Here is a 21,066-nt window from a genome sequence, read left to right as displayed (position 1 = left end):
AGGATTTGGGTTTACAGTTTGCTAGATCCTGAGTTTACAGCGTATAATGACGGACGCCGTAGGCTGACAACTCAAAACCCGTTTTACTTCAGACGTAGCGAAGCCGGAATCATGGCCATGAACGAGTCGTAGAATTTCGGATAGCTGGTGGGCACCTTTTTATCGATTGCCCCCCAGGTAACTTTATGACTGACCTTACCTTTACGCCACTGAACAAATTTGTACGTATTGCCAGGCTGGTCAAACTTCGTGGTTTTAATTTTGCAATTACCTTCGGCAATCGTGAATACGCGTTTGGTATTAGCAGTAGTCTGCTGCCCAATGAAGGTGTATGTGGTATCGCGCGTCCGGCGACCATAGAGCTTACCATTCTCCAGCAGGTAATAGGCCGACGATGCGCCCGTAAACCCTCCCCCGCTCCCGACAATAATCTGGCGTCCCTTATAATTGGCTGGTGTAACAGCTGATGCCGTTTTACGTACCTGTGGCATCTGATCACCAGCAGCGCGTATGGCCTGCGCCTGAGTATTAAACTGGTTGACCAGGAATAAACTGGCAAGAATGGTTAGGAACAGTAGTTTCATGTGGTAGACAGTGAATGCGTAACAAAAGTATTGTCCGGTGTAAGGCTCGACAATACTGCATTTGTATGATTTGTGTAAAACAGCGTATAAGACGGCAGAATACCGGGATGAGTCACCTATGGGGATGTTAGTTGGCCATAGGTTGACTGCGAAATAGAGACCGATTTCCCAAATAGTCCCCGTTTGAGATCGACCCGCAACAGGTTATCGAAATCTCCCGACTCAATCCGGGTCATCGTTGGTTGTGCTCCTAACCCTTTTGCAATCTCCAGAATGGTGTTGCTGTGCCCGACAACCAATATGGTTTTACCCCTACTCTGAGCTACCCGATTCACAATGGCTTCGGTCGGCTTTGCCGGATAATCGATCAGAGGAAGGCCCAGTCGCGTTGCCAGTGGCTGTGCCGTTTGGCGCGTCCGTCGATAGGGTGTTGTAAAAATCGAATCAATAGACGCGTTACCCAACCGATCAGCCAGGGCAGTCGCACGGGCGTGACCAGCGGGTGTAAGGTCAGTGGTATCGGCTTCGGACACCTTCTCGGCATGGCGTACGATATACACCGTGGTCGTTGAACAGCCGGTTAGCCATAAACAGGCCAGAACAGAAACAGTATAGATGAATCGCATAGAGCTGGATGAATGTTTTTTAGCAAACAATGATACGAAAAAGCCCCCGGCTCATTGCCGGGGGCCTCGTTGGACTTCGTAAGCGGTCAACCCTTACAATTCCCGAATCCAGATGTTACGGAAACCGACGGGGTTGTTATGGTCCTGGAGCAGGATTGGACCGGCTCCATGCGCCTGAACTTTCGGGTAACCAATGTATTCGGTGGTTCCACGGATGGCGGTGTGGTTTTGTACCAGCACACCGTTGAGTAGTACCGTTACGTAGGCAAACTCAGTCATCATACCCGCTTTGTTGAATTTAGGTGCCTGATAGATAATATCATAGGTCTGCCATTCACCAGGTTTGCGGCTGGGGTTCACCAACGGGATAGCCTGCTTATAAATCGAACCGACCATACCGTTCACGTAAGTTGGGTTGTTGTAGTTATCCAGCACTTGTAGCTCATAACGTCCTTGCAGAAAGATACCGCTATTGCCACGTCCCTGACTGGTACCTTCTACTTTTTCGGGCGACTTAAACTCAATATGCAGCTGAAAGTCAGTAAATTCTTTTTTCGAGCGAGCCGAAAATCCTTTGGTCGAATACATGGCTCCATCCGTCACTGGCCATTTGAGAGGCCCTTCGTTGGTTTTCTCCCAGTTGGCAGGTGCATACCCTTTAATGGCCACCCATTCATCGGTGTTTTTCCCGTCGAATAACACAATCGCGTCGGATGGTGCAGTTGTGCCTGTCGAATTTTGCGAGTTTGTTCCTGGAGTTACGACGGGTGGAACAGGCTCCCATATCTCGGTCGATTGAGGATTTTGCTTGGCAGGCTCCGTTTGAGCCATTGCCGGACTCGCAACGATAAGGCTAACAATTCCGAAGCAAGCCGCAAACGATAATGGTACGTTTTTCATGGAAAGTAATTCGAGTTAATGGATTCGTAGTAAAACGATCAAATATAAGTCGAACTACTCATTCGGAGTCTTTTAGCTGGAAAAAATGTAACTTTCGGCCTCCAAATCACATGATAAACGTATGATAAACCTCTCCCTCTCAGCCCGTAAAGGTGGGCTAGTAGGCGTTGTGTGGATGATTGGAGCTGGACTTTCATTTGCCCAACCTGCTCCAGCGCCGGGTATTTCACTCCCCCTCAACGACTTAAGCGCATTCGTGTCACCAGCCTCCAATTGGCGTATTGTTGGCGGTGTTCGGGCTGATTTAGCCAAAGAAAACACGCTCGTAACGACGAAGGGCACCGGTATTTTAGCGAATATTCCGCTCACTAATCCGCCTGCCGACCCGAAAAATCCGTACAAGTACGATCTGTTTACGACCCTACAGCACGGCGATATCGATCTGGAACTGGATTATATGATGGCCTCCAAATCCAATTCGGGCGTGTATCTGCAAGGTCGTTATGAAATTCAGCTACGCGATAGCTGGGATGTTCGGACGCCAAACGTACACGACAACGGCGGGGTCTATGAACGCTGGGACGAGAAACGCCCGGAAGGTCAGAAAGGCTACGAAGGTCATGCGGCTCGTCAGAATGTCAGCCGCGCTCCCGGTCTGTGGCAGCACCTGAAAATTTCGTTCCAGGCTCCCCGCTTTAACGCCAATGGGCAGAAGACCGAAAATGCCCGCGTCATTCGAATTGAGCTCAACGGCGTGGTGATTCAGGACGACGTCGAACTGACCGGCCCTACTCGCGGCTCTGCTTTCGATAACGAAAGTGCAACAGGCCCTATCCGCATCCAGGGCGACCACGGCGCTGTAGCCATCCGTAATATTCGGTATGTCATGTTCGACAAACCCCGTCCGGAACTGGTCAATCTGAACTATTCGGTTTACAAAGGGAAGTTTCAGAAAGAACCTGAGTATGACAAGACGGCTCCTGAATCGGAAGGCGCTACCAAGGTATTGTCGGCTTCGGTTAGCCGCATCCCCAACGAATTTCTGATTCGCTACCGGGGAACCCTCCGCGTTTCGGAACCGGGCGAATACCGTTTCAATCTGGGTGTACCCGGTGGCGGTGGTCAGATGAAAATCAACAATCAGGTTGTCATTGCACCCCGAGAATGGAACGCCAGCGGCAAAGCGACATTGCCCAAAGGTGATCTACCGTTCGAATTGACTTACTCGAAATTTGTTGACTGGGCACAACCTGCCCTGGGCTTGACTGTGGCCGGTCCGGGAGTACGGGAATTTGTGATTAGTGAAGGTGCTGGCAGCAATGGCGAAGAAGTTGACCCCATCATCGTTGATGCCCCAACCAACACACTCCTGCGTAGCTTTATGGATATGCCCGGCGAGAAAAACACCCAGGGGCGCACACTACGGGTTACGCATGCTATTTCAGTAGGCAGCCCCGAACAGGTACATTACACCTACGACCTGGATAAGGGGGCGCTGGTACAGGTATGGCGGGGTGGCTTCCTGGATACTACGCCTATGTGGCACGACCGTGGCGATGGTTCATCACGCCCAATGGGTATGGTACAGCGCCTGGGCGCCCCTGTTCTGTTCCTGAGTAAGTTATCGTCTCCACAGGCCAACTGGATTGCTGACACAACCGGTTCCGGTTTCCGCCCGAAAGGCTATGTACTTGACGAAAACGACCGTCCTACGTTCCGGTATCAGAGTTATGGTGCCTCCGTTGATGATAAAATCCGGGTTATGAGCGATGGGCATGGCATTCAGCGTGAAGTGACTATCACGAATCCAGCCAGCGATTTATACGCCCGACTGATTAGTGGTGCCAGCATTACCGCTCTCGAAAATGGTCTATACCTTGTAGATGATCAGGCCTACGTGCGTATCGACAACATGTCGGGTGCTAAACCAACCATCCGCGAAAGCAACGGTCGGCAGGAGTTGATCGTGCCGGTGAAAGGGAAAGTAACTTACTCAATCTTGTTTTAATGAATAATTGACAATGGATAATGGACAGTGATTTCTGACCAATCAGTCTTCATTACCCATTTCCATTCTTCAACGATATATCGTCATGAAAAAGATACTAACAGCCCTCTTTACCCTTAGCCTCTTTCCGGGGGCGATGGCGCAGGAATCGCCTAAGGAGGAGGATTTTTTCAAGATTCTGAAAGTGAGTGCCCCCGAAGGTACGTTGCTCGAAGTCGGTGGCCTGACTAACTTACCCGATGGAAACATTGGCGTAGCTACCCGCCGGGGCGATGTCTGGATTATTGAGAACCCAACCAGCCGCAAGCCTTTCTTCCGCAAGTTTGCTTCTGGATTGCACGAAATATTAGGGTTGACCTATAAAGATGGGGCACTCTATTGTGCCCAACGGGGTGAACTGACCAAAATGATCGACTCCAACAAAGACGGGAAGGCTGACATTTTCGAAACCGTATATGCCTGGCCGCTATCGGGTCACTACCACGAATACAGCTTCGGTCCTAAAATTGCCCCCGATGGTCAGTTTTTCGTAACCGGCAACGTTGCCTTTGGCGATGAAGAATGGTGGCGGGGCGAAAGCCGCGTTCCCTGGCGGGGTTGGACCATGAAAATCAACGAGAATGGTACCATGCAACCCTGGGCAACGGGTATGCGCTCTCCTTGCGGATTAGGCATTTTTGACGGTGAACTGTTTTATGCCGATAACCAGGGCGACTGGATGGGTTCGGGTGGTGTTGTGCATGTGAAGAAAGGCGTATTTGTCGGTCACCCAGCCGGGTTGCGCTGGTCCAGCATGGCCAATTCGCCCGTTAAGCTAACGACAGAACAATTCGACGCTAAAGTTGACGAGCGCAAGCGCCGGGACGAAAACGGCCGTGCCATCAAACCCGAAAACGTGGCGAACGAGACGCCTAATTTGCTCTATCAGATGAAGGAGCAATTCCCCAACGCCGATATTCAAACGCCCGCCGTTTGGCTGCCTCACGGTATTCTGGGTATTTCAAACTCCGAAATTATGGAAATCCCACAGAATGCTTTCGGCCCATTTTCAGGTCAACTGCTGGTTGGTGATCAGGGCATGAGTAAAATCTCACGGGTATTCATGGAAAAGGTCAATGGGGAATACCAGGGCGGTGCGATTGAATTCCGAAACGGATTCCGGTCGGGTGTGTTACGGATGGCCTTTGCCAAAGACGGTTCCCTGTTTGTCGGCGAAACGAATCGGGGCTGGGGATCGGCTGGCGATGCCAACGAAGGCTTACAACGGCTGGTCTGGAATGGTGCTACCCCGTTTGAGATGCGTACTGTGAAAGCCATGCCCGATGGATTTGAAGTCGAGTTCACAAAGCCCGTCGACCGGAAAACCGCCGAAGATTTGGCCTCTTACCGGGTCGAAAGCTTTCTGTACAAATACCACCCCGTTTACGGTAGCCCAACCATCAACAAAGAAGCACTGCCCATCAAAGGGGTGAAAGTGTCGGCCGATGGACTGAAAGCCCGGCTTATTGTCGCTGACCTGCGCCGGTATTACATTCACCAGTTGACCCTCGATGGTGTTCGCGGAGCCGAAGGCTCTTACTCACTGGTTCACCCCATTGCGTATTACACGCTCAACAACATTCCAGCCGGTGAAAAATTAGCCATGAGCGAGGTCAGCACGAAAAACTCGGCGGCTGCTCCAGCCACTACCCCGGCCCCGGCGGCTGCCCCAACAGCACCCGCAACCGGCAAAAAAGCGCCTGCTAAAACGACCACCGGCGGTAAGCCTAAGTTAGTAGAAGGTCAGGCCGTAACGATGGCTAAAGCGCCAACCTACGAAGAAGTAAAAGGGCTGCTGACACGCCATACCTGCGTGGCCTGCCATCAGGCCAACAAGCGTCAGGTGGGCCCGGCCTTTGCTGATGTTGCCAAACGCAAATACACCAACGACCAGATTGTGGAGCTTATTTACAATCCGAAGCCGCACAACTGGCCCGATTATGCGACCGAAATGCCACCTATGCCACAGGTGCCAAAAGCCGATGCACTGAAAATTGCCGCCTGGATCAATTCACTGGCCCCTGCCGCTGGCAGTACCTCAACTGGCGAACCTAAGCCTTAATTTAGGTTGGTTATTACCCTATGCAGCGGTCAATACCTGGTAGAACAAAAAACGGTCAGCTTCCGAAGAGGCTGGCCGTTTTTGATAAAGGCGAAATCTATCCTTATTTTTAACTCACATAAACGAAACGGACACTTCACATGAAGCAACTAGTCACCATGATCTGCCTGCTTAGCCCGGTAATGCTTTGGGCACAGGGAGGTTCCTATACCGTCAACGGAAAACTTAATGGAGTGAAGGCCCCGGCCAAAGCCTACCTGCGTTATCGCGTAGGTACTATGAACAAAATGGACTCGGTTCAGATTCAGAATGGTCAATTCTCCTTTAAAGGCACGGTCGAAGACCCTGTATCCGTCGGACTATTTGTCGATAAACTGGGAACAGGCTATACCACCGCCCGGCCTATTCCCTACATCAGTCTGTATCTGGAATCCGGAACGATCAGTGTACAAAGCCCTGATTCATTAGATAATGCTATAGTGAGTGGCACGCCCATGAACGACGATCATCAGAAACTGACGAACATGCTCAAACCGGCTACCGATAAAATGGCAGTTCTGATGAAAGAATATCGGGCGGCAACGCCTGAGCAGAAAAAGTCGAAAGAGTTTGAAGAAAACATCGACAAACGATACGAAGCGATTGAAGAAGAGCAGAAGAAAATTCGCGCCCAGTTCATCAAAAACAATCCGAAATCGCTGGTGAGTTTATACGCTCTTCAACAGTACGACTATACCCCTGAATACGCTGAAGTGAGCCCCATGTTCGATGGTCTGGCTGAAAATGTAAGAAATACCAAGTTGGGTAAAGAGTATGCAAAAATGCTGTTGGGTATCAAAGCAACGGCCATCGGAGCTGTTGCCCCTGAATTCACTCAGGCCGATACGTCAGGTAAAGCGGTGTCGTTGAGTAGCTTCCGGGGCAAATATGTACTGATCGATTTTTGGGCCAGCTGGTGCGGACCGTGCCGAGCCGAAAACCCGAACGTGGTGAAGAACTTCCATCAATATAAAGATAAGAACTTCACCGTACTCGGTGTATCGCTCGACCGGCCTAATGCTAAAGAAGCCTGGCTGAAAGCCATTCATAAGGATGGGCTGGACTGGACGCAGGTATCCGATTTGAAATTTTGGGACAACGAGGTGGCTAAACAGTACGCTATCCGGTCGATCCCTCAGAATTTCCTGCTCGATCCCAACGGTAAAATCGTGGCCAAAAATGTCCGTGGTGAAGCGCTGGGTAAAAAACTGGAAGAGATTTTGACGATCAAGCCCTAATTAGACCCTATTTATCTACTGTTGCTGGTTGTTGTCTCTTAGAGATCGTGACCAGCAACCTTTATTTTTACCCAACTCATTTGTCTGCTGTATGATTACCCCCACCGAAACGACGATAAAGCCTGCTATTCAGGAAAAGTTTGAACACCTCTGGCATCTGGTTGGCAACACGCCTATGCTGGAGCTTTTTTATACGTTTGATGGTCAGCCCCGATCCCTTTACGTGAAGTGTGAGCATTATAACCTGACGGGTAGCATGAAAGACCGGATGGCCCTGCATGTGCTGCATCAGGCGTATCGTCAGGGACATATCCAACCCGGCGATCGGATCGTTGAAGCCACCAGCGGTAGTTCGGGCATTGCGTTTTCGGCCGTCGGGCGGGCGTTAGGGCATCCGGTCACCATCATTATGCCTGCCGGAATTAGTCAGGAACGGATCGATATTATTCGAAGCCTGGGTGCCGATATTATTCTGTTTACCAAGGAAGAAGGTGGTTTTCTGGGAGCCATCCAGCGATCCGAAGAAATGGCCGCTGCCGATCCGCATGTGTTTCTGCCCCGCCAATTTGCCAACCAATATAACGCCGAAGCGCATCGATTAACCACCGGTAAAGAAATCTGGCTCCAGCTTCAGGGCGTCGACATTACACCCGATGCCTTTGTGGCTGGCGTAGGTACGGGCGGTACGGTCATGGGCGTTGGTCGTTACCTGAAGTCGCGCAAGCCCGTCATTCGCGTTCACCCGCTCGAACCGGCCGAATCGCCCACGTTATCGGTTGGCCACAAAACCGGTTCGCACCGTATTCAGGGATTTTTTGATGAGTTTATTCCCGACATCCTGAAGCTGAACGAACTGGATCGGGTTGTGCAGGCCAGCGACGGTGATTCGATTCTGGTGGCGCAGAAACTAGCCTTACAATTGGGCGTAGCCGTTGGTATTTCGTCGGGTGCAAACTTGATTGGCGCTATCAATCTGCAAACCGAAATGGGTCCCGAAGCACGGGTGGTTACGATCCTCTGTGACAGTAATAAAAAATACCTCAGCACTGATCTGGTCAAAGAGGAACCCATCAAACCCGGCTATGTAGCACCCCACATCGAATTTACTGATTACCGGCCAATTAGCCGCTTGCTTGTCGGACGACCGGGCATATTCTGATCAGTCCAAACTTATTTATACCAGCTTAAAAAGCCGCTCCAGATAAGTTTGGAGCGGCTTCTGCGTGTTGTGCTATCAGGTAGTAGCCCGTTAAGATGAGCCAGAAGTAATTGACACAGTTACGGTAGGCTACTGGAACAGGTTTAGCGACTACTACTTCTGTCCCAGTAGCCTACGTCCCTTCCTGTTCCATAAGTACGAAGTATGTAAAGAAATTAAAGCAAGAAATATGCAATTAAGGATGGTGTCACATCTATTAGAAAAGTAACAAACCAGCAAATGCAATAACGCTTGCTTCTATCAAATTGAATCGAAAAATATTGGTATCTGATTTTCTCTAATTCATATGAACGTGTCGAGACGCAGGGTAATTATAGGCATTTTAGCCGTATGGATATTAACAAGCCTGAATTGTCAGGCTCAAAAGTATAGAGTTTATATTGATGGAGAAACAGAACGACGATACACACAATTACAGTTCGATAGCCTCTCACGAATCTTGGTCAAAGACCCTGATAAAGTCATAAGCCTGACTAAGTCAAAGGAAGTAACCAACGAAATTCAGACCACCTTTAATGTTATGGTCATTACGTCCGTGGCTTCTGTGAAACGAAACTGGCTTGATAAAAGGTTGCCAACATTTTCCTTTCAGGATACTACTGGTCGCATTTATGATAATGCTTCGATAGCGGGTAAAGTGGCTGTGTTAAATCTTTGGTCAACAACCTGCATCCCTTGCCTTGAAGAAATCCCTCAACTAAATGCCTTGGTAAATCGATATGCTGGTCAAGGAGTCGTTTTTTTAGCATTAGCCCCTGAATCATTAACCCAAAGAGATAAGGTCTTGTCTAAACAGAACTTTATGTACACGATTTTGCCCCAGGCTCAATCGTTGTTTAACACTTTAGATGCAGTTGGCTACCCTTACCACATCGTAGTTGACCGAGCAGGCTATTTGCGTTATATTCAATCTGGTACCACGAATAGTAAAACAAGCGAAAAAATTGCAGAGGCTGAACTACCCAATGCAATTGAACAGGCTTTAAAATAGTTAAATAAGTGCCTTTGTGTTAGTCAAAGTACGAGCTGCTTGAATCACTTACGAACGCAAGTTAACATGTGTTACTAATTGACTCACCACCTCCGTAATCACTTCGTCCAGTTTTGAAATTAAGTTCTCTAGCTGCTGGGAAGCCTGGTAGGTTTCGGCGTTTTTATCCATGTCTTTCAGCACATCAGTTAGCGAATGGATACCAAGTGTGGCAACCGAAGGGTGAAGCCGGTGGGCGACCTGACCAACTTTTTTGAAGTCGTTTGCCTGATAGGCCGTTTTAATCTCGTTTAACCCCGCAGGTGCCAGATCAATAAACATGGTAACCATTTCCGAAACAAACTCTTCATCGCCCTGCGCAATAGATCGTAGTTCCGTCAGGTCAAATAGGCTATCCTGCTTTTCAGTTTTGGCAGGGAGGATCGGAATGTACTCGTCTTTCCCTAACCATTTTGTTACGACCGTAAGCAGACTTGACTCATCGAACGGTTTGGCCAGATAATCGTTCATGCCAGCTTTCAGAAACTTTTCCCGGTCGCCCGGTACGGCCAGGGCTGTCAAGGCAATAATCGGTAATTGGTATTTCAAGGTTGACCGAATCTCGCGGGTAGCTTCCAAACCATCCATAACCGGCATCTGAACATCCATCAGCACGAGGTTGTAAGGCTGCTGTTCGAGCTTTTCAATCGCTTCTTTCCCTTGCCGTGCCTCCCCTATTACCGCTCCATAATTCTTGAGTATGGTAGCTGCCACCAACCGGTTCATTTCGTTATCATCCACCACCAGAATCTGACTTCCCGCCAGCAGATCAGTATTTATTTGTTCCTGCTGTTTTTGCGGTAAATGCCAGGATTCGCCTTTACGGAAGGGAATCGTAAATGTCACACAGGTACCTGCTTCTTTTTGGCTGTCTACCTGTATCTGTCCGCCCATTAACTCAACCAGATTTTTACAGATACTCATGCCAAGCCCTGTTCCTCCGAACCGGCGGGTGATGGAAGCATCTTCCTGGGTAAAGGTTTGGAAAATCGTTTGGACAAACTCTTCATCCATACCAACACCCGTGTCCTGTACCGTCGCTCGAATGGTTTGCTGAGTAGCTTCTTCATCAACAACCTGACAGCTTATATCGACCTTACCTTTATCTGTAAACTTGATCGCATTCGATATCAGGTTAAGAAATATTTGTGTTAGCCGGTAGGGGTCGCCTATCAGAACGGGCGCAATTCGGGCATCGAAAAATGAGTTCGTAAATAACAGCCCTTTTTCTTCGGCCCGGTGATTCATTATTTGCATCACCTTTTTTACAACCTGCTGAGGTTCAAAGCCAATCTGTTCGATGGTCAGTTTACCGGCTTCAATTTTAGATAGATCGAGGATATCATCAATAATGACCAGGAGATTATCGGAAGCCGCCTGAATCGTATTCAGATAGAACAGTTGCTGCTCGGTCAATGCGCTTTTTCTCAGTTGATTGCTCATACCCATAATGGCGTTCATGGGTGTTCTGATTTCATGGCTCATATTGGCCAGAAACAGCTCTTTCGAGCGGGTCGATTCTTCGGCAATTTCTTTCGCCCGTTTGAGAGCGATCTCCATTTCTTTCTGACGGGTGATGTCAATATGAGTGCCAATAATTTTTAACGGTTTTCCGGCGGCATCCTGCTCGGTTACCATTCCCCGATCGAGTACCCAATAAATAGATCCGTCTTTATGGACGACCCGGTATTCAACTGAATGCTGAATGAGCAAACCAGCTCTATACTTTTGGTCATTCTCCTCCAAAATGAATCGATCGGCCGGATGAACCTGACGCCACCATAAACTGGCAAGATCGGTTGACTGGTCGATTGAAAAGCCTAATAACTTATTCGTTGGATTGGAAAAGTAGGTTTTATGGGTACGAAAGTCATGCTCCCAATAATTATCGCCAACGTTTGTTAACGCCATCCGCAACTTTTCTTCATATTCTTTAAGCTGCCGCTGCACAGTTTTTTCCTGGGAAATATCTTCCACCATTAAAAAATAATGCGTGATCGTCTGCTGTTTATCGGTTACGGGCTGGCCACTTATGCGCGCCCAGAACCAGCTTTTATCCTGCCTGTAATAAATACCTTCAAGGATAAAGCTTTCGCCGTTTTTAAACGCGTTGTCCATGACAGCCTGGTTCGTGACATCCGTATGATGCCCCTGGCACAACTCAAACAGTGACCTACCTGCGACTTGATCAACATTGTATTGAGTAAGCTTTTGAAAGCCCTCATTCGACCAGAAAATTGTATTGCTGAGGTCGACGAAGATTATGCCGTTTTTGTTGGCACTGGCCACGAGCGATAGTTTTTCCAGTTCGAATTCATTTTTCTTACGTTCAGATATGTCCCGGATAAACGAACAGAAGAATTCATCTTCCCCCTGTTTCAAGGGAATGATATATAACTCGATGGGGAAGGTTTTCTGACTACGATTTATGGCCGCGAGTTCCAGTTGTTTGCCCAACACATTACCCCTCCTCGTTTTTATATAGTCTTGCAAACCCCGCTCGTGGCTACTCCGATGGATAGTCGGAATAATAAGATCGGCTAATTTCTTGCCGAGTACCTCCTGGGTTGTCCACCCAAATATTTTTTCGGCCTGTGGGTTCCAGAACGTTATAACCCCTTCAATGTCAATAGTAATTATAGCATCCAGAGCCCCACTCATAATCAGCCGACTCTTCAACTCACTCTGCTCAAGAGCATCCCGACTCTTCTTTTGTTCAGTTATATTGGTATAACTCCAGAGATGTCCTTTGTAATTTTCGTCAAGGAATATGGGGATATAATCCCGTTGGTATATACTACCATCCGCCAGTTCCAGAATTTCGCCCCGAACCAGCTTTTTTTCAGCCAGAATGGTATCGATTCGACGCACAAACCGATCGGGGTCTTTGAATAGGTTTTTAGACGCTTCGGCCGCATTGGTACAGTCAACACCTTGCAGCGACTCGGGCGATACAGGTATGGTGAATAAATCGCAAAAAACCTGATTGGTAAAGACAACGGCCCGGTTTTCATCTTCTACCAGGACCCCATTCTCCATATTGGTAATCAGAGAGGTGAAGATCTTTTCGGCATTTTTCCGTTTGTTGATTTGCTGATGTAGCAACCGGGCTATTGACAATAGATCGTTGGAGTCCGTCTGAATTTCCGATCCACTGATCGCGCTTACAGCTTCTTCCAGCTTTTGAACGGAGAGCTTTTTAACTTCCAGCTCACGTTTTAATCGGGCGTGTAACTCAATATATTCCTTTTCACTAATGGCAAAGGCCCGTTCGGTTAGTTCACGATCCCGTTCGTAAGCCAAGTACGACTGCTGAACGGCCTCCAGGAATTTCGTTAGTTCGGGCAGCTGCTGAAGCTCCTGAGGTAGATAGCGGTTAATTTGACGGGCAAGCAACTGAGAGTACTCCATACAGTGAGGTTAATAAATACAGAGAATTGATTGGCCAGAAAACCTCAGCCAACTGACTTAATACTCTGTTTGAATAGTTCAAAAAACGTTATCTGGTGATAAATCAGTTGAAGAATACCATTATAGGAGTATTTATACTTATTGTAGGACAGAGTACAAATATTCCCTTAGATGGGGTAGTGCTCATATAACTTTAATCATAAACTCAACTGAAATTGATCAGTCCAGACACCTGCCCGACGCTCTTTGCGGGTCTGTGCGACCGGGTGAGGATGGGAATAGCCTTTGCCATAAAGGCCTACAACACGAAAAAGCCGCCCCAGACTTATCCAGAGCGGCTTTTGATTGTAAGTGATGGGTGAGAGTTACTTTAGCGAGATAACGCGATTGATCGTGGTAGGCTGTTGTGTCGAAACGGTTACGGTATGTTTTGTGACCTCAGCGCCATTCGAGATTTCAACCTGGTAAACGCCGTCGGGCAGTTCACTCACACTTAGTCGGCTCCGATACGTATTTTCGTTTTTGCCAAGGTGATAGCTGTACAGCACATCGCCGTTATCATTTTTCAATTTAATATCGGCTGTGCTGCCTTTTTGTTTATCAAGAGCAATGCTGATTTTACCACTGTTGGTCGTATAAACAGCCGATTGGTACGAAGCGGTTTTGGCTGAGTTAGTACCTGGGTTAGTTTCAGCAAATGTAGCAGCCGATGTAACGATACCCAGAGAAAGAGCTAAAGCGAAGGATTTGATGAGCGTTTTCATTGTATTATGTTGTTTGTGTTATGTTCGAAGCAGGTCGGGTTTCTTTCCCGATTTGTTGCACCAAAGTTATAGGTACTAGATGGTACTATGCATTACAAACTACCGGAACGGTTGCCGAATTGGATGAGTGGTCAGAATTTGAGGATGACAATAAAAAAGGTGGTAGAATCACCGATATGATTCTACCACCTTCGTTTCAGAAATGACTATGAACGACCTTATGCCGATTCGCTACTAGCCAACTCATTGACTGAGTTTTCAGCAATCTGGGTAAGCAACTCGTCGGTTTTCTTTTCTTCACTCAGGGTCTGATCCAGCAGGCTAACCGCTTTGGTAAAGCCTAAAACCCCAGCCATCGTTTTCAGCGTTCCATAAGAAGCAATCTCGTAATGCTCAACTTTCTGAGCTGCTGAGATTAAGGCGGCATCACGGGTTAAAGTACCTTCGTCAGTATCTTCCAGAAGTTCTTTAGCCTCTTTAACTAGTCCATCCATCGCCTGGCATTTTTTCGCACTGGGTTCTTCGCCAATAGCGGCAAAGACTTGTTCTAACCGGGTCACATGCCCTTCGGTTTCGGCTAAGTGCTTTTCAAAAGCGGTTTTAAGTTCAGGAGAGGTAGCTCCCTTGGCTAACTTGGGTAGATTTTTTACCAGGTGCTTCTCGGCCCAATAAATATCTTTTAATTCATCCTGGAACAGCTCCGTCAAAGCACTTTGCTGATCGGTTGTGGATTTGCTTGCCATATTCGTTAAGTATGTTTTGTTGAATATAAACAACCGACCACCCATTCATTTGTTTGCGCTTTATGGCATTTAATGTATGTCTGGTGATACGTTCAAAAGAAAAGCGGTAGCCTTATAAAAAAGCTACCGCTCCAACCTGTTGCGTATCGGCAACGATGGCTAGTTGTCTATTTTTTTCGCTTCACCACTAATGGCCCTTCCTGTAGCTTTAGTCGCTTTGGTAACCGCGCGTCCGGTGGCTTTTGCCCCGGTGGTCACAGCTCTGCCTGTCGCTTTTCCGGCTTTGCCGACAGCTTTTCCAGTGGCTCTGCCAGCCGTCCCAACGGCATGTGCCCCGTCAGCAACACCGTTTTCAACTTTATTGCCAACGCGTTTTACGTCTTCTTTGGTTTTCTCTTTGCGTGCTGCGCGAACGGCAGCCTGATCATCCTGTGCTAACGCGCCGGTTGTTAAGGCCGCGCAAAGCGCAATTGATAAAAGCACTTTCGTTTTCATAACGTTCTTGTATTAAGGTACTGAAGCCCTGCTTTAAATTCGTTGAGTAATAACCGCTTTCGCTGGTTGTTTGTTTAAAGGCTACTATCTACGATTGAGATTCATCCTTTACCCATCTTCAGAACGAACTATTATCGAGTCAATAATCCGGCATCGAGCACAAACTGAGCCCCTGTCACATAACGAGCTTTGTCGGAGGCCAGATAGAGTACCATCGCCGATACATCTTCTGGTTCTACCCAGGGCACAGGTAGTAAGTTACCCGCCGAACGTTCGGCAATTTCCTGCGTCGTAGTGCCTTCCAGTTCAGCCAGTCCGTCGTTCATAGGCGTGTTTACACCCGTAGGATGAATGGAGTTCACCCGGATGTTGTGCGGAGCCAGTTCAATAGCCCACGATTTGGTCAGCCCTACCAATCCCCATTTAGATGCGGCATAATGGCTCAGCCGATTCATTCCGCGTAAGCCTGCAATCGAGGAGTTGTTGATAATAACGCCTGACTTTTGCCGAATCATCACTGGTATAATCCGTCGGGCAACCAGCCAGGCTCCTTTCAGGTTAATGTCGAGCATGGCATCCCACTCCTCTTCCGGCAACTCATGGGCCAGTCCATACGCACAGATGCCTGCGTTGTTGAACAGAATATCGATACGGCCAAAGCGCGCGACAGCAGCATCGACAGCCTGAACAATATCTTCATCGCGTCGAACGTCGCCCTGAGCGGTCAGGCATTGAGAGCCAAAGGATTCTATCTCCCGTTTCAGGCTATCGAGTTCACTTTCGGAACCGAGTGCATAACCCGGATACGTCATGGGTTTAGCCAGATCAAATGCTACAATACTGGCCCCTTCGCTCGCCAGTGCCAGCGCAACAGCTCTACCCTGCCCGTGAGCGGCTCCGGTAATAAACGCTACTTTAGAATGAAAATCTGCCATCAGGATTGTGCGTGAACAGGTCCGGTTAACGGAAGATACGGGTATAGATATTCGTCGATGTTCACGTCCAGCACGTTGTTAAATACGTTTGTAGCAATCATCTGCCCCGCAAATGCGACCAGCACTACCAGTTGAGTCTCGTCATAATTCTCACCCATAGGAGCGTAAAGTTCATCGGCGATTTCCCCTTTATGCTGCGCGATTGCACTGCCAAAATTGATCACGGCCTGTTCATGATCCGTCAAGGTCAGGTTTTCGGGTTGTTCCCCATTATCGATAATGATTCGACGAAAAAACGTTGTACACAATGGGCAGTTTGAACCCTCGGAAATAGCATGAGCATAGAGGTAGGCCAATCGATGCCCAAGAATTTTCTTGACCTCTTCATAGAGCGGGTACCATTGCATATATACCTGAAACGCCAGTAACGATCGCCCCAGCGTGGCTTTCATGTTCGTAATGCGACTACCCGGATAATCGCGAACGTGCTCCTCAAAGGCTTCCTGAACATCGGGGGGCGTTTCTGTAGACGGTAAAGGCGTGATTCTGGGCATAGGTCCATTCGGATTAAAGTTTGTTCCCCGTTATAATCGACGTAACCGCTCGGCGGCCTCCTGAAGAATAGCGTCGTCTTTAGCAAAGCAGAATCGAAGCATTTTATAGTCGTTTTTCTGATGATAAAACACCGAAATAGGAATTGACGCCACCCGAATTTCCTTCGTTAAGCGAATAGCCAGTTCATAATCCGATTCATCGGTGATAGACTTGTACGAAACCGTCTGAAAAAAGCTTCCCTCGGCAGGTTTAAAGGTAAATCGGGAACCTTGCAATCCTTGCAGAAATAAGTCGCGCTTTCGTTGGTAGAAATCGGGTAGTTGCTGATAATGAGCTGGATTTTCCAAATAATCGGCCAGCGCATATTGGATCGGCGTAACCGTACTAAAGGTCAGATACTGGTGAATCTTCCTGAACTCGGTAGTCAACTCAGCCGGTGCCAGGCAATACCCAATTTTCCAGCCCGTGATGTGAAAAGTTTTCCCAAACGAGCCCACCACAAAGGTTCGTTCCTGTAGTTCAGGATGTGTCATCAGCGACTGGTGCTTCCGGCCATCAAACAGGATGTGTTCATAGACTTCATCACTCATTACCCAGATGTCGCGGTCTCGAATCAGGTCGGCCAGTTGAGCCAGGTCATCCGCCGTCCAGGTATAGCCAGTGGGGTTATGCGGGGTATTGACCAGAATCATCCGGGTTTTAGTCGTAATCTTCTGCCGAACGGCTCCCCAGTCAATCGAATAGTCGGGAGGAGTAAGTGTCACGTATACGGGAACGCCACCATTCAGTTCAATGGCGGGTACGTAGCTATCGTAGGCAGGCTCCAGCACAATCACCTCATCGCCCAACCGAACGACGGAAGCAATAGCGGCAAAAATGGCTTCAGTAGCCCCCGACGTAACCGTAATTTCGGTGTCTGGATCATAGGCTACCCCATATTGCTCGAAGGTTTTCTGAGCCAGTGCTTCCCGTAATGCCGGAACGCCTGTCATAGGCGCATACTGATTGAATCCTTTCCGCATGTAGGTTTCTACCAGCCCTACTAACTCAGGAGAACAGTCGAAGCCCGGAAATCCCTGTGACAAATTGATAGCTCCCACTTCGGAAGCCAGTTTCGACATGACCGTAAAAATCGTGGTGCCAACGTTGGGAAGTTTTGAGGTCAAACGGGTTGCAATAGATGGATGCATACAAACGAATCGGTCAGCAGGAGAGCAGATCTGTTAACGAAATCTTGTCAATATACGGTTCTAATTCATTTGTATTCGCCAGAACACGCACTAATTCGACATCATACCGACGTTGACAAACCCACATTTCGACAAAAAACGCATTGACTGCATATAAATGCAGCCAAAAGCCGGGTATTCGACGAGCTTCCAGTAATTTTCCCTGACGCCAGACGGTATTGAGCTGGTCTTCATACGGAAGTTGATGAAAGAAAGCAGCCCCCTCGTGGTCTTGTCCAGTATGCATACAATCGATCTGACTAGTAATGGTCGCCGTACCGTTCAATACGTTTCATAGTAAGCATCATTTAATGTACGAACAACACGGGCAATCTCTTCCTGATTAAGTATCTGGTCGAAATCAGTATCCAGAAAATGGTAGGCAATCCGCCGATCGGGGTCAATGACATATAAGGCAGGTGTAAATGCTTCTTCCGAAATACCCGATATCCGCTCCCAAACCGGATCATCTTCACTATATACACCAAACCGCTGTGCCACGGCCGATTCGGCATCGTAGGCTACCCGAAAATCCAGATCGGGCACCTGACGGGCCAGCACTTTAGGGGATTCATTTGAAAATACTACCAATTCGGCATCTTCGCTCAACAGGCGCTGATGCAATCGAACCAGCGATTCGAGATACGGTTTGGCATACCGCCCCCAGCAAGGGCAATAAAAGCTAACAACCAACGGACGCGTACTAATAAAATCCAGTACCGACGTTGCCTGATCGGCCGGCTTTTGACCAAATACCGAAACACGCCAATCGCTGGCGGCCCCAGCCAGACTAAAGAATGGAGCCAGTTCGCCCGTTAATAAGGGTTTCTTGCGCTCTGCTCGCGGGCGGTTAAGCGCGCTGGTTACGCTACGGATATGGCCTAATTCGTTTTCAAATTCAAGTGTCATAGCTGTCGTTGTTTTTTACAGGAAGATAATGTGTTCTGTATGTTGAGTACGTTCCGTTTAGGACTGGATTATTATCCATACACCAGCCGCAGGTATCGTTTTTGAACCAGAGAAAAATAAGCCCATAGCGACAGGGCGCCAATGTAGGCCAGCACAATCAGCATTGGGTAACCCAATACGGCGTATAACCCCAGCCAGAGTATGGCGACACGACCAATTTCGAGGTAAAGAACCCACTGCCGCTGTTCAAGCAGTGCCCCACAATTGATTAAGGTTAGTAGGATAAATAAGGCGATCAGAAACTGAAGGTAACCCAACACATAGGCTTCAAGCAGTAGGAAAGCAAACAAAATGCCCAGTGTGCCAGCCAGTTGCCCGACTACGTACCCGCGAAACCGCCGACTTTTGTGATGCGCTGCCGAGCGCCCAGCCGCATTGGCCGACAGAAACCGTTCTTCCAGCTCGGCCCGAATACCTGGATCAATCACATCGGGCCGTCCAAACAGGATAAGGCGTTTTGACGACCAGCCTGTTGCCCGATAAGCCGACACGAGCACTTCGAGCAGGCCATGAAAATGCTGCCACAAAAAACTATGACTATCCAGCGGCTTGGTCAGCCCATAAATCGGCTCCGCTTTCTCTTCAATGAACGTACCAAAGAGTTTATCCCAGATAATCAGCACATCGCCATAGTTCTTGTCAAGATATTCAGGATTACTGGCGTGATGAACACGATGATGCGAGGGCGTTACGAACACATATTCGAGCCAGCCCAATTTACCAATGGTACGGGTATGAATGAAAAACGGATATAAGCCATGCACCAGCAAAATGGTCGTGATCATCTCGGCTGGAAAGCCAATAATCGGCAGGACAGACCAGAAACCCGTGCGCACAATGGCCTGAAATACCGTAATCCGGGCCGAAACGGTATAATTGAAATCGTCGCTCTGATGATGAACCACATGCACCGCCCAAAATAGGTTGAGCTCATGCGCCAGCCGATGGTACCAATACCAGACAAAATCCGTTACGATCAATAGTCCTACCCAGGTCCAGGCAGTGGCCCGAATGTCGAAGAGTGCGTAGTGGCGATGCAGGTAATCATACGCAAAGTAGAATAACCCAACCGTAAAGCTGTCGAGCAATCGTTCGGCAATCCCTACACTCAGGTTAGCCACCGAATTGTTGAACCGGAAATAAGCCTTTTTCTGAATCTTTGATACGAGGTATTCCAGACCCATAAAAAACAGAAATAGCGGAACAGCAAACGCGAGCCAATTCATGGTTAAAATCGTTAATCGTCAGCAATCAGTCAATTATTTCTTTATACATCGACTAAATTATTTCAGGATTTTTGAGCCAAGAATGTGATAAAAGGGTGTTTTACTGGCAGCATGTTTCGGCTGATATTCGCCCGTAATGATCGGAATGTACATAACCCGGCGACGGCTTTCTGCGCCCAGCTTCGGCGACTGTTCGACCCGGTGCCAGAGACTTCCGTTATGAATCGTCAGATCACCGGCTTCAATATCAAACCCAACTTCCCGCCGGTCGGGTCGGTGGTCGATAAACTGCCGTTTTCGGAACAAGGTCATCAGGGTATTTTGCCGATGGGTGCCCGGCAAAACCCGTAAGCCACCATTGCTTCTGGGACAATCGTCTAAGTGGAGACCTACGTTCAGCATAGGCCGAATCCGATGGCCCAGGAACAAATCGCGCGGGCTATCGGTGTGCCAGCCCATCCGCGAAAAATTGCTCTCAGGCGTACGCACGTAATGGTTAACAACCAGGCCGTCTTTTTCCTCCTCATTGATACGCCCGTCATACGGCTGCAACAGCACGGTCAGCGCCTGTAGCTGGCTGCTTTGCAAAAACTCCCGCAGTACAGGACTAAACAGCGAAGCAAAGGCAAATCGCTGCACAATAAGCTGCCCGTTTTCATCCCGGCCGTACTTAATAGGTGTTCCATTGATCTTATCTACTTTCTCCGCGATCCAGTTGGTTTCTATGCGCTGTAACTCTTGTAAAAAAAGCTGCACCGTATCACGGCTGACAAAATTTTTGATGTGGAGAAAGCCATTTTTGGTAAATGATGCAAACTGATCGTCAGTCAGGCTATTGGCTATTTGAGAAGATGCTAATTGCTCGGTAAGTACCATTGGGTCTGTCAGTTTTGATTTACTATTTAATCTATATATTTAGTATAGTAAATCGATTAATAAAAAGGCAAACGGAAAGTTTGCTGATAAATTGAGTAAGCAAAAATACTTTCTTTGA

19 protein-coding genes are annotated in these 21,066 nt (G+C 48.3%); 5 read left to right on the top strand and 14 right to left on the bottom strand.

The window, feature by feature from the left end; genetic code table 11:
- Positions 1 to 83 precede the first annotated feature (83 nt).
- From ACYVFD_RS23635 to ACYVFD_RS23625, 3 genes are all read right to left on the bottom strand, one after another.
- On the bottom strand, positions 84 to 584 hold the full coding sequence (locus ACYVFD_RS23635; RefSeq protein WP_461092970.1) for an FAD-binding oxidoreductase: 501 nt from the start codon (positions 582 to 584) through the stop codon (positions 84 to 86).
- Between the two features lie 116 nt (positions 585 to 700).
- Positions 701 to 1,210, bottom strand: a complete 510-nt coding sequence (locus ACYVFD_RS23630) for a SixA phosphatase family protein (RefSeq protein WP_461092969.1) — start codon at positions 1,208 to 1,210, stop codon at positions 701 to 703.
- 93 nt (positions 1,211 to 1,303) lie between these two features.
- Positions 1,304 to 2,110: a 3-keto-disaccharide hydrolase gene (locus ACYVFD_RS23625; protein WP_461092968.1), complete on the bottom strand. Its 807-nt coding sequence runs from the start codon at positions 2,108 to 2,110 to the stop codon at positions 1,304 to 1,306.
- A 121-nt stretch (positions 2,111 to 2,231) separates the two neighbouring features.
- Here ACYVFD_RS23625 and ACYVFD_RS23620 point away from each other — a divergent pair, with 121 nt between their 5' ends.
- The 5 genes from ACYVFD_RS23620 to ACYVFD_RS23600 all read left to right on the top strand — a co-directional run bounded on the left by ACYVFD_RS23620 (position 2,232) and on the right by ACYVFD_RS23600 (position 9,706).
- Positions 2,232 to 4,118 (top strand): family 16 glycoside hydrolase, encoded by a 1,887-nt coding sequence (locus ACYVFD_RS23620; RefSeq protein WP_461092967.1) that lies wholly within the window; start codon positions 2,232 to 2,234, stop codon positions 4,116 to 4,118.
- 85 nt (positions 4,119 to 4,203) lie between these two features.
- Entirely contained in the window at positions 4,204 to 6,219 is a 2,016-nt protein-coding gene (locus tag ACYVFD_RS23615) for a c-type cytochrome (protein ID WP_461092966.1), read from the top strand.
- A gap of 140 nt (positions 6,220 to 6,359) precedes the next feature.
- A complete protein-coding gene (locus tag ACYVFD_RS23610) occupies positions 6,360 to 7,496 on the top strand; it encodes a redoxin domain-containing protein (protein WP_461092965.1) in 1,137 nt (378 codons plus the stop codon).
- A gap of 91 nt (positions 7,497 to 7,587) precedes the next feature.
- Complete coding sequence (locus tag ACYVFD_RS23605; RefSeq protein WP_461092964.1) at positions 7,588 to 8,655, top strand: PLP-dependent cysteine synthase family protein; 1,068 nt, start codon at positions 7,588 to 7,590, stop codon at positions 8,653 to 8,655.
- Between the two features lie 346 nt (positions 8,656 to 9,001).
- A complete protein-coding gene (locus ACYVFD_RS23600; RefSeq protein ID WP_461092963.1) occupies positions 9,002 to 9,706 on the top strand; it encodes a TlpA family protein disulfide reductase in 705 nt (234 codons plus the stop codon).
- 48 nt (positions 9,707 to 9,754) lie between these two features.
- On the opposite strand, the gene ACYVFD_RS23595 is transcribed toward ACYVFD_RS23600, so the two are convergent.
- From ACYVFD_RS23595 to ACYVFD_RS23545, 11 genes are all read right to left on the bottom strand, one after another.
- Positions 9,755 to 13,156: a PAS domain S-box protein gene (locus ACYVFD_RS23595; protein ID WP_461092962.1), complete on the bottom strand. Its 3,402-nt coding sequence runs from the start codon at positions 13,154 to 13,156 to the stop codon at positions 9,755 to 9,757.
- A gap of 365 nt (positions 13,157 to 13,521) precedes the next feature.
- The gene (locus tag ACYVFD_RS23590) at positions 13,522 to 13,920 is read right to left on the bottom strand and encodes a T9SS type A sorting domain-containing protein (RefSeq protein ID WP_461092961.1); all 399 of its coding nucleotides are present in this window, start codon (positions 13,918 to 13,920) and stop codon (positions 13,522 to 13,524) included.
- Positions 13,921 to 14,138: 218 nt separating this feature from the next.
- Complete coding sequence (locus ACYVFD_RS23585) at positions 14,139 to 14,663, bottom strand: YciE/YciF ferroxidase family protein (RefSeq protein WP_461092960.1); 525 nt, start codon at positions 14,661 to 14,663, stop codon at positions 14,139 to 14,141.
- 159 nt (positions 14,664 to 14,822) lie between these two features.
- Positions 14,823 to 15,158 carry a hypothetical protein gene (locus ACYVFD_RS23580; RefSeq protein ID WP_461092959.1) on the bottom strand — a complete coding sequence of 112 codons (336 nt, stop codon included), beginning with the start codon at positions 15,156 to 15,158 and terminating at the stop codon, positions 14,823 to 14,825.
- A gap of 131 nt (positions 15,159 to 15,289) precedes the next feature.
- On the bottom strand, positions 15,290 to 16,093 hold the full coding sequence (locus ACYVFD_RS23575; protein ID WP_461092958.1) for a mycofactocin-coupled SDR family oxidoreductase: 804 nt from the start codon (positions 16,091 to 16,093) through the stop codon (positions 15,290 to 15,292).
- On the bottom strand, positions 16,093 to 16,647 hold the full coding sequence (locus ACYVFD_RS23570) for a carboxymuconolactone decarboxylase family protein (protein ID WP_461092957.1): 555 nt from the start codon (positions 16,645 to 16,647) through the stop codon (positions 16,093 to 16,095). Before ACYVFD_RS23570 ends, ACYVFD_RS23575 begins: the two co-directional genes overlap by 1 nt.
- 30 nt (positions 16,648 to 16,677) lie before the next feature.
- The gene (locus tag ACYVFD_RS23565) at positions 16,678 to 17,838 is read right to left on the bottom strand and encodes a methionine aminotransferase (protein WP_461092956.1); all 1,161 of its coding nucleotides are present in this window, start codon (positions 17,836 to 17,838) and stop codon (positions 16,678 to 16,680) included.
- A gap of 13 nt (positions 17,839 to 17,851) precedes the next feature.
- Entirely contained in the window at positions 17,852 to 18,124 is a 273-nt protein-coding gene (locus ACYVFD_RS23560) for a hypothetical protein (RefSeq protein ID WP_461092955.1), read from the bottom strand.
- Positions 18,125 to 18,159: 35 nt separating this feature from the next.
- A complete protein-coding gene (locus ACYVFD_RS23555) occupies positions 18,160 to 18,786 on the bottom strand; it encodes a peroxiredoxin family protein (RefSeq protein WP_461092954.1) in 627 nt (208 codons plus the stop codon).
- Positions 18,787 to 18,857: 71 nt separating this feature from the next.
- Positions 18,858 to 20,072, bottom strand: coding sequence for a sterol desaturase family protein (locus tag ACYVFD_RS23550; protein WP_461092953.1), 1,215 nt, complete (start codon positions 20,070 to 20,072; stop codon positions 18,858 to 18,860).
- Between the two features lie 57 nt (positions 20,073 to 20,129).
- Positions 20,130 to 20,948: a phytanoyl-CoA dioxygenase family protein gene (locus ACYVFD_RS23545; protein ID WP_461092952.1), complete on the bottom strand. Its 819-nt coding sequence runs from the start codon at positions 20,946 to 20,948 to the stop codon at positions 20,130 to 20,132.
- Between the last annotated feature and the right edge of the window lie 118 nt (positions 20,949 to 21,066).

This window comes from Spirosoma gilvum (assembly GCF_054776815.1).
The sequence above is the reverse complement of the archived record's forward strand: the minus strand, read 5'-3'. Positions and strand labels throughout refer to the sequence as shown.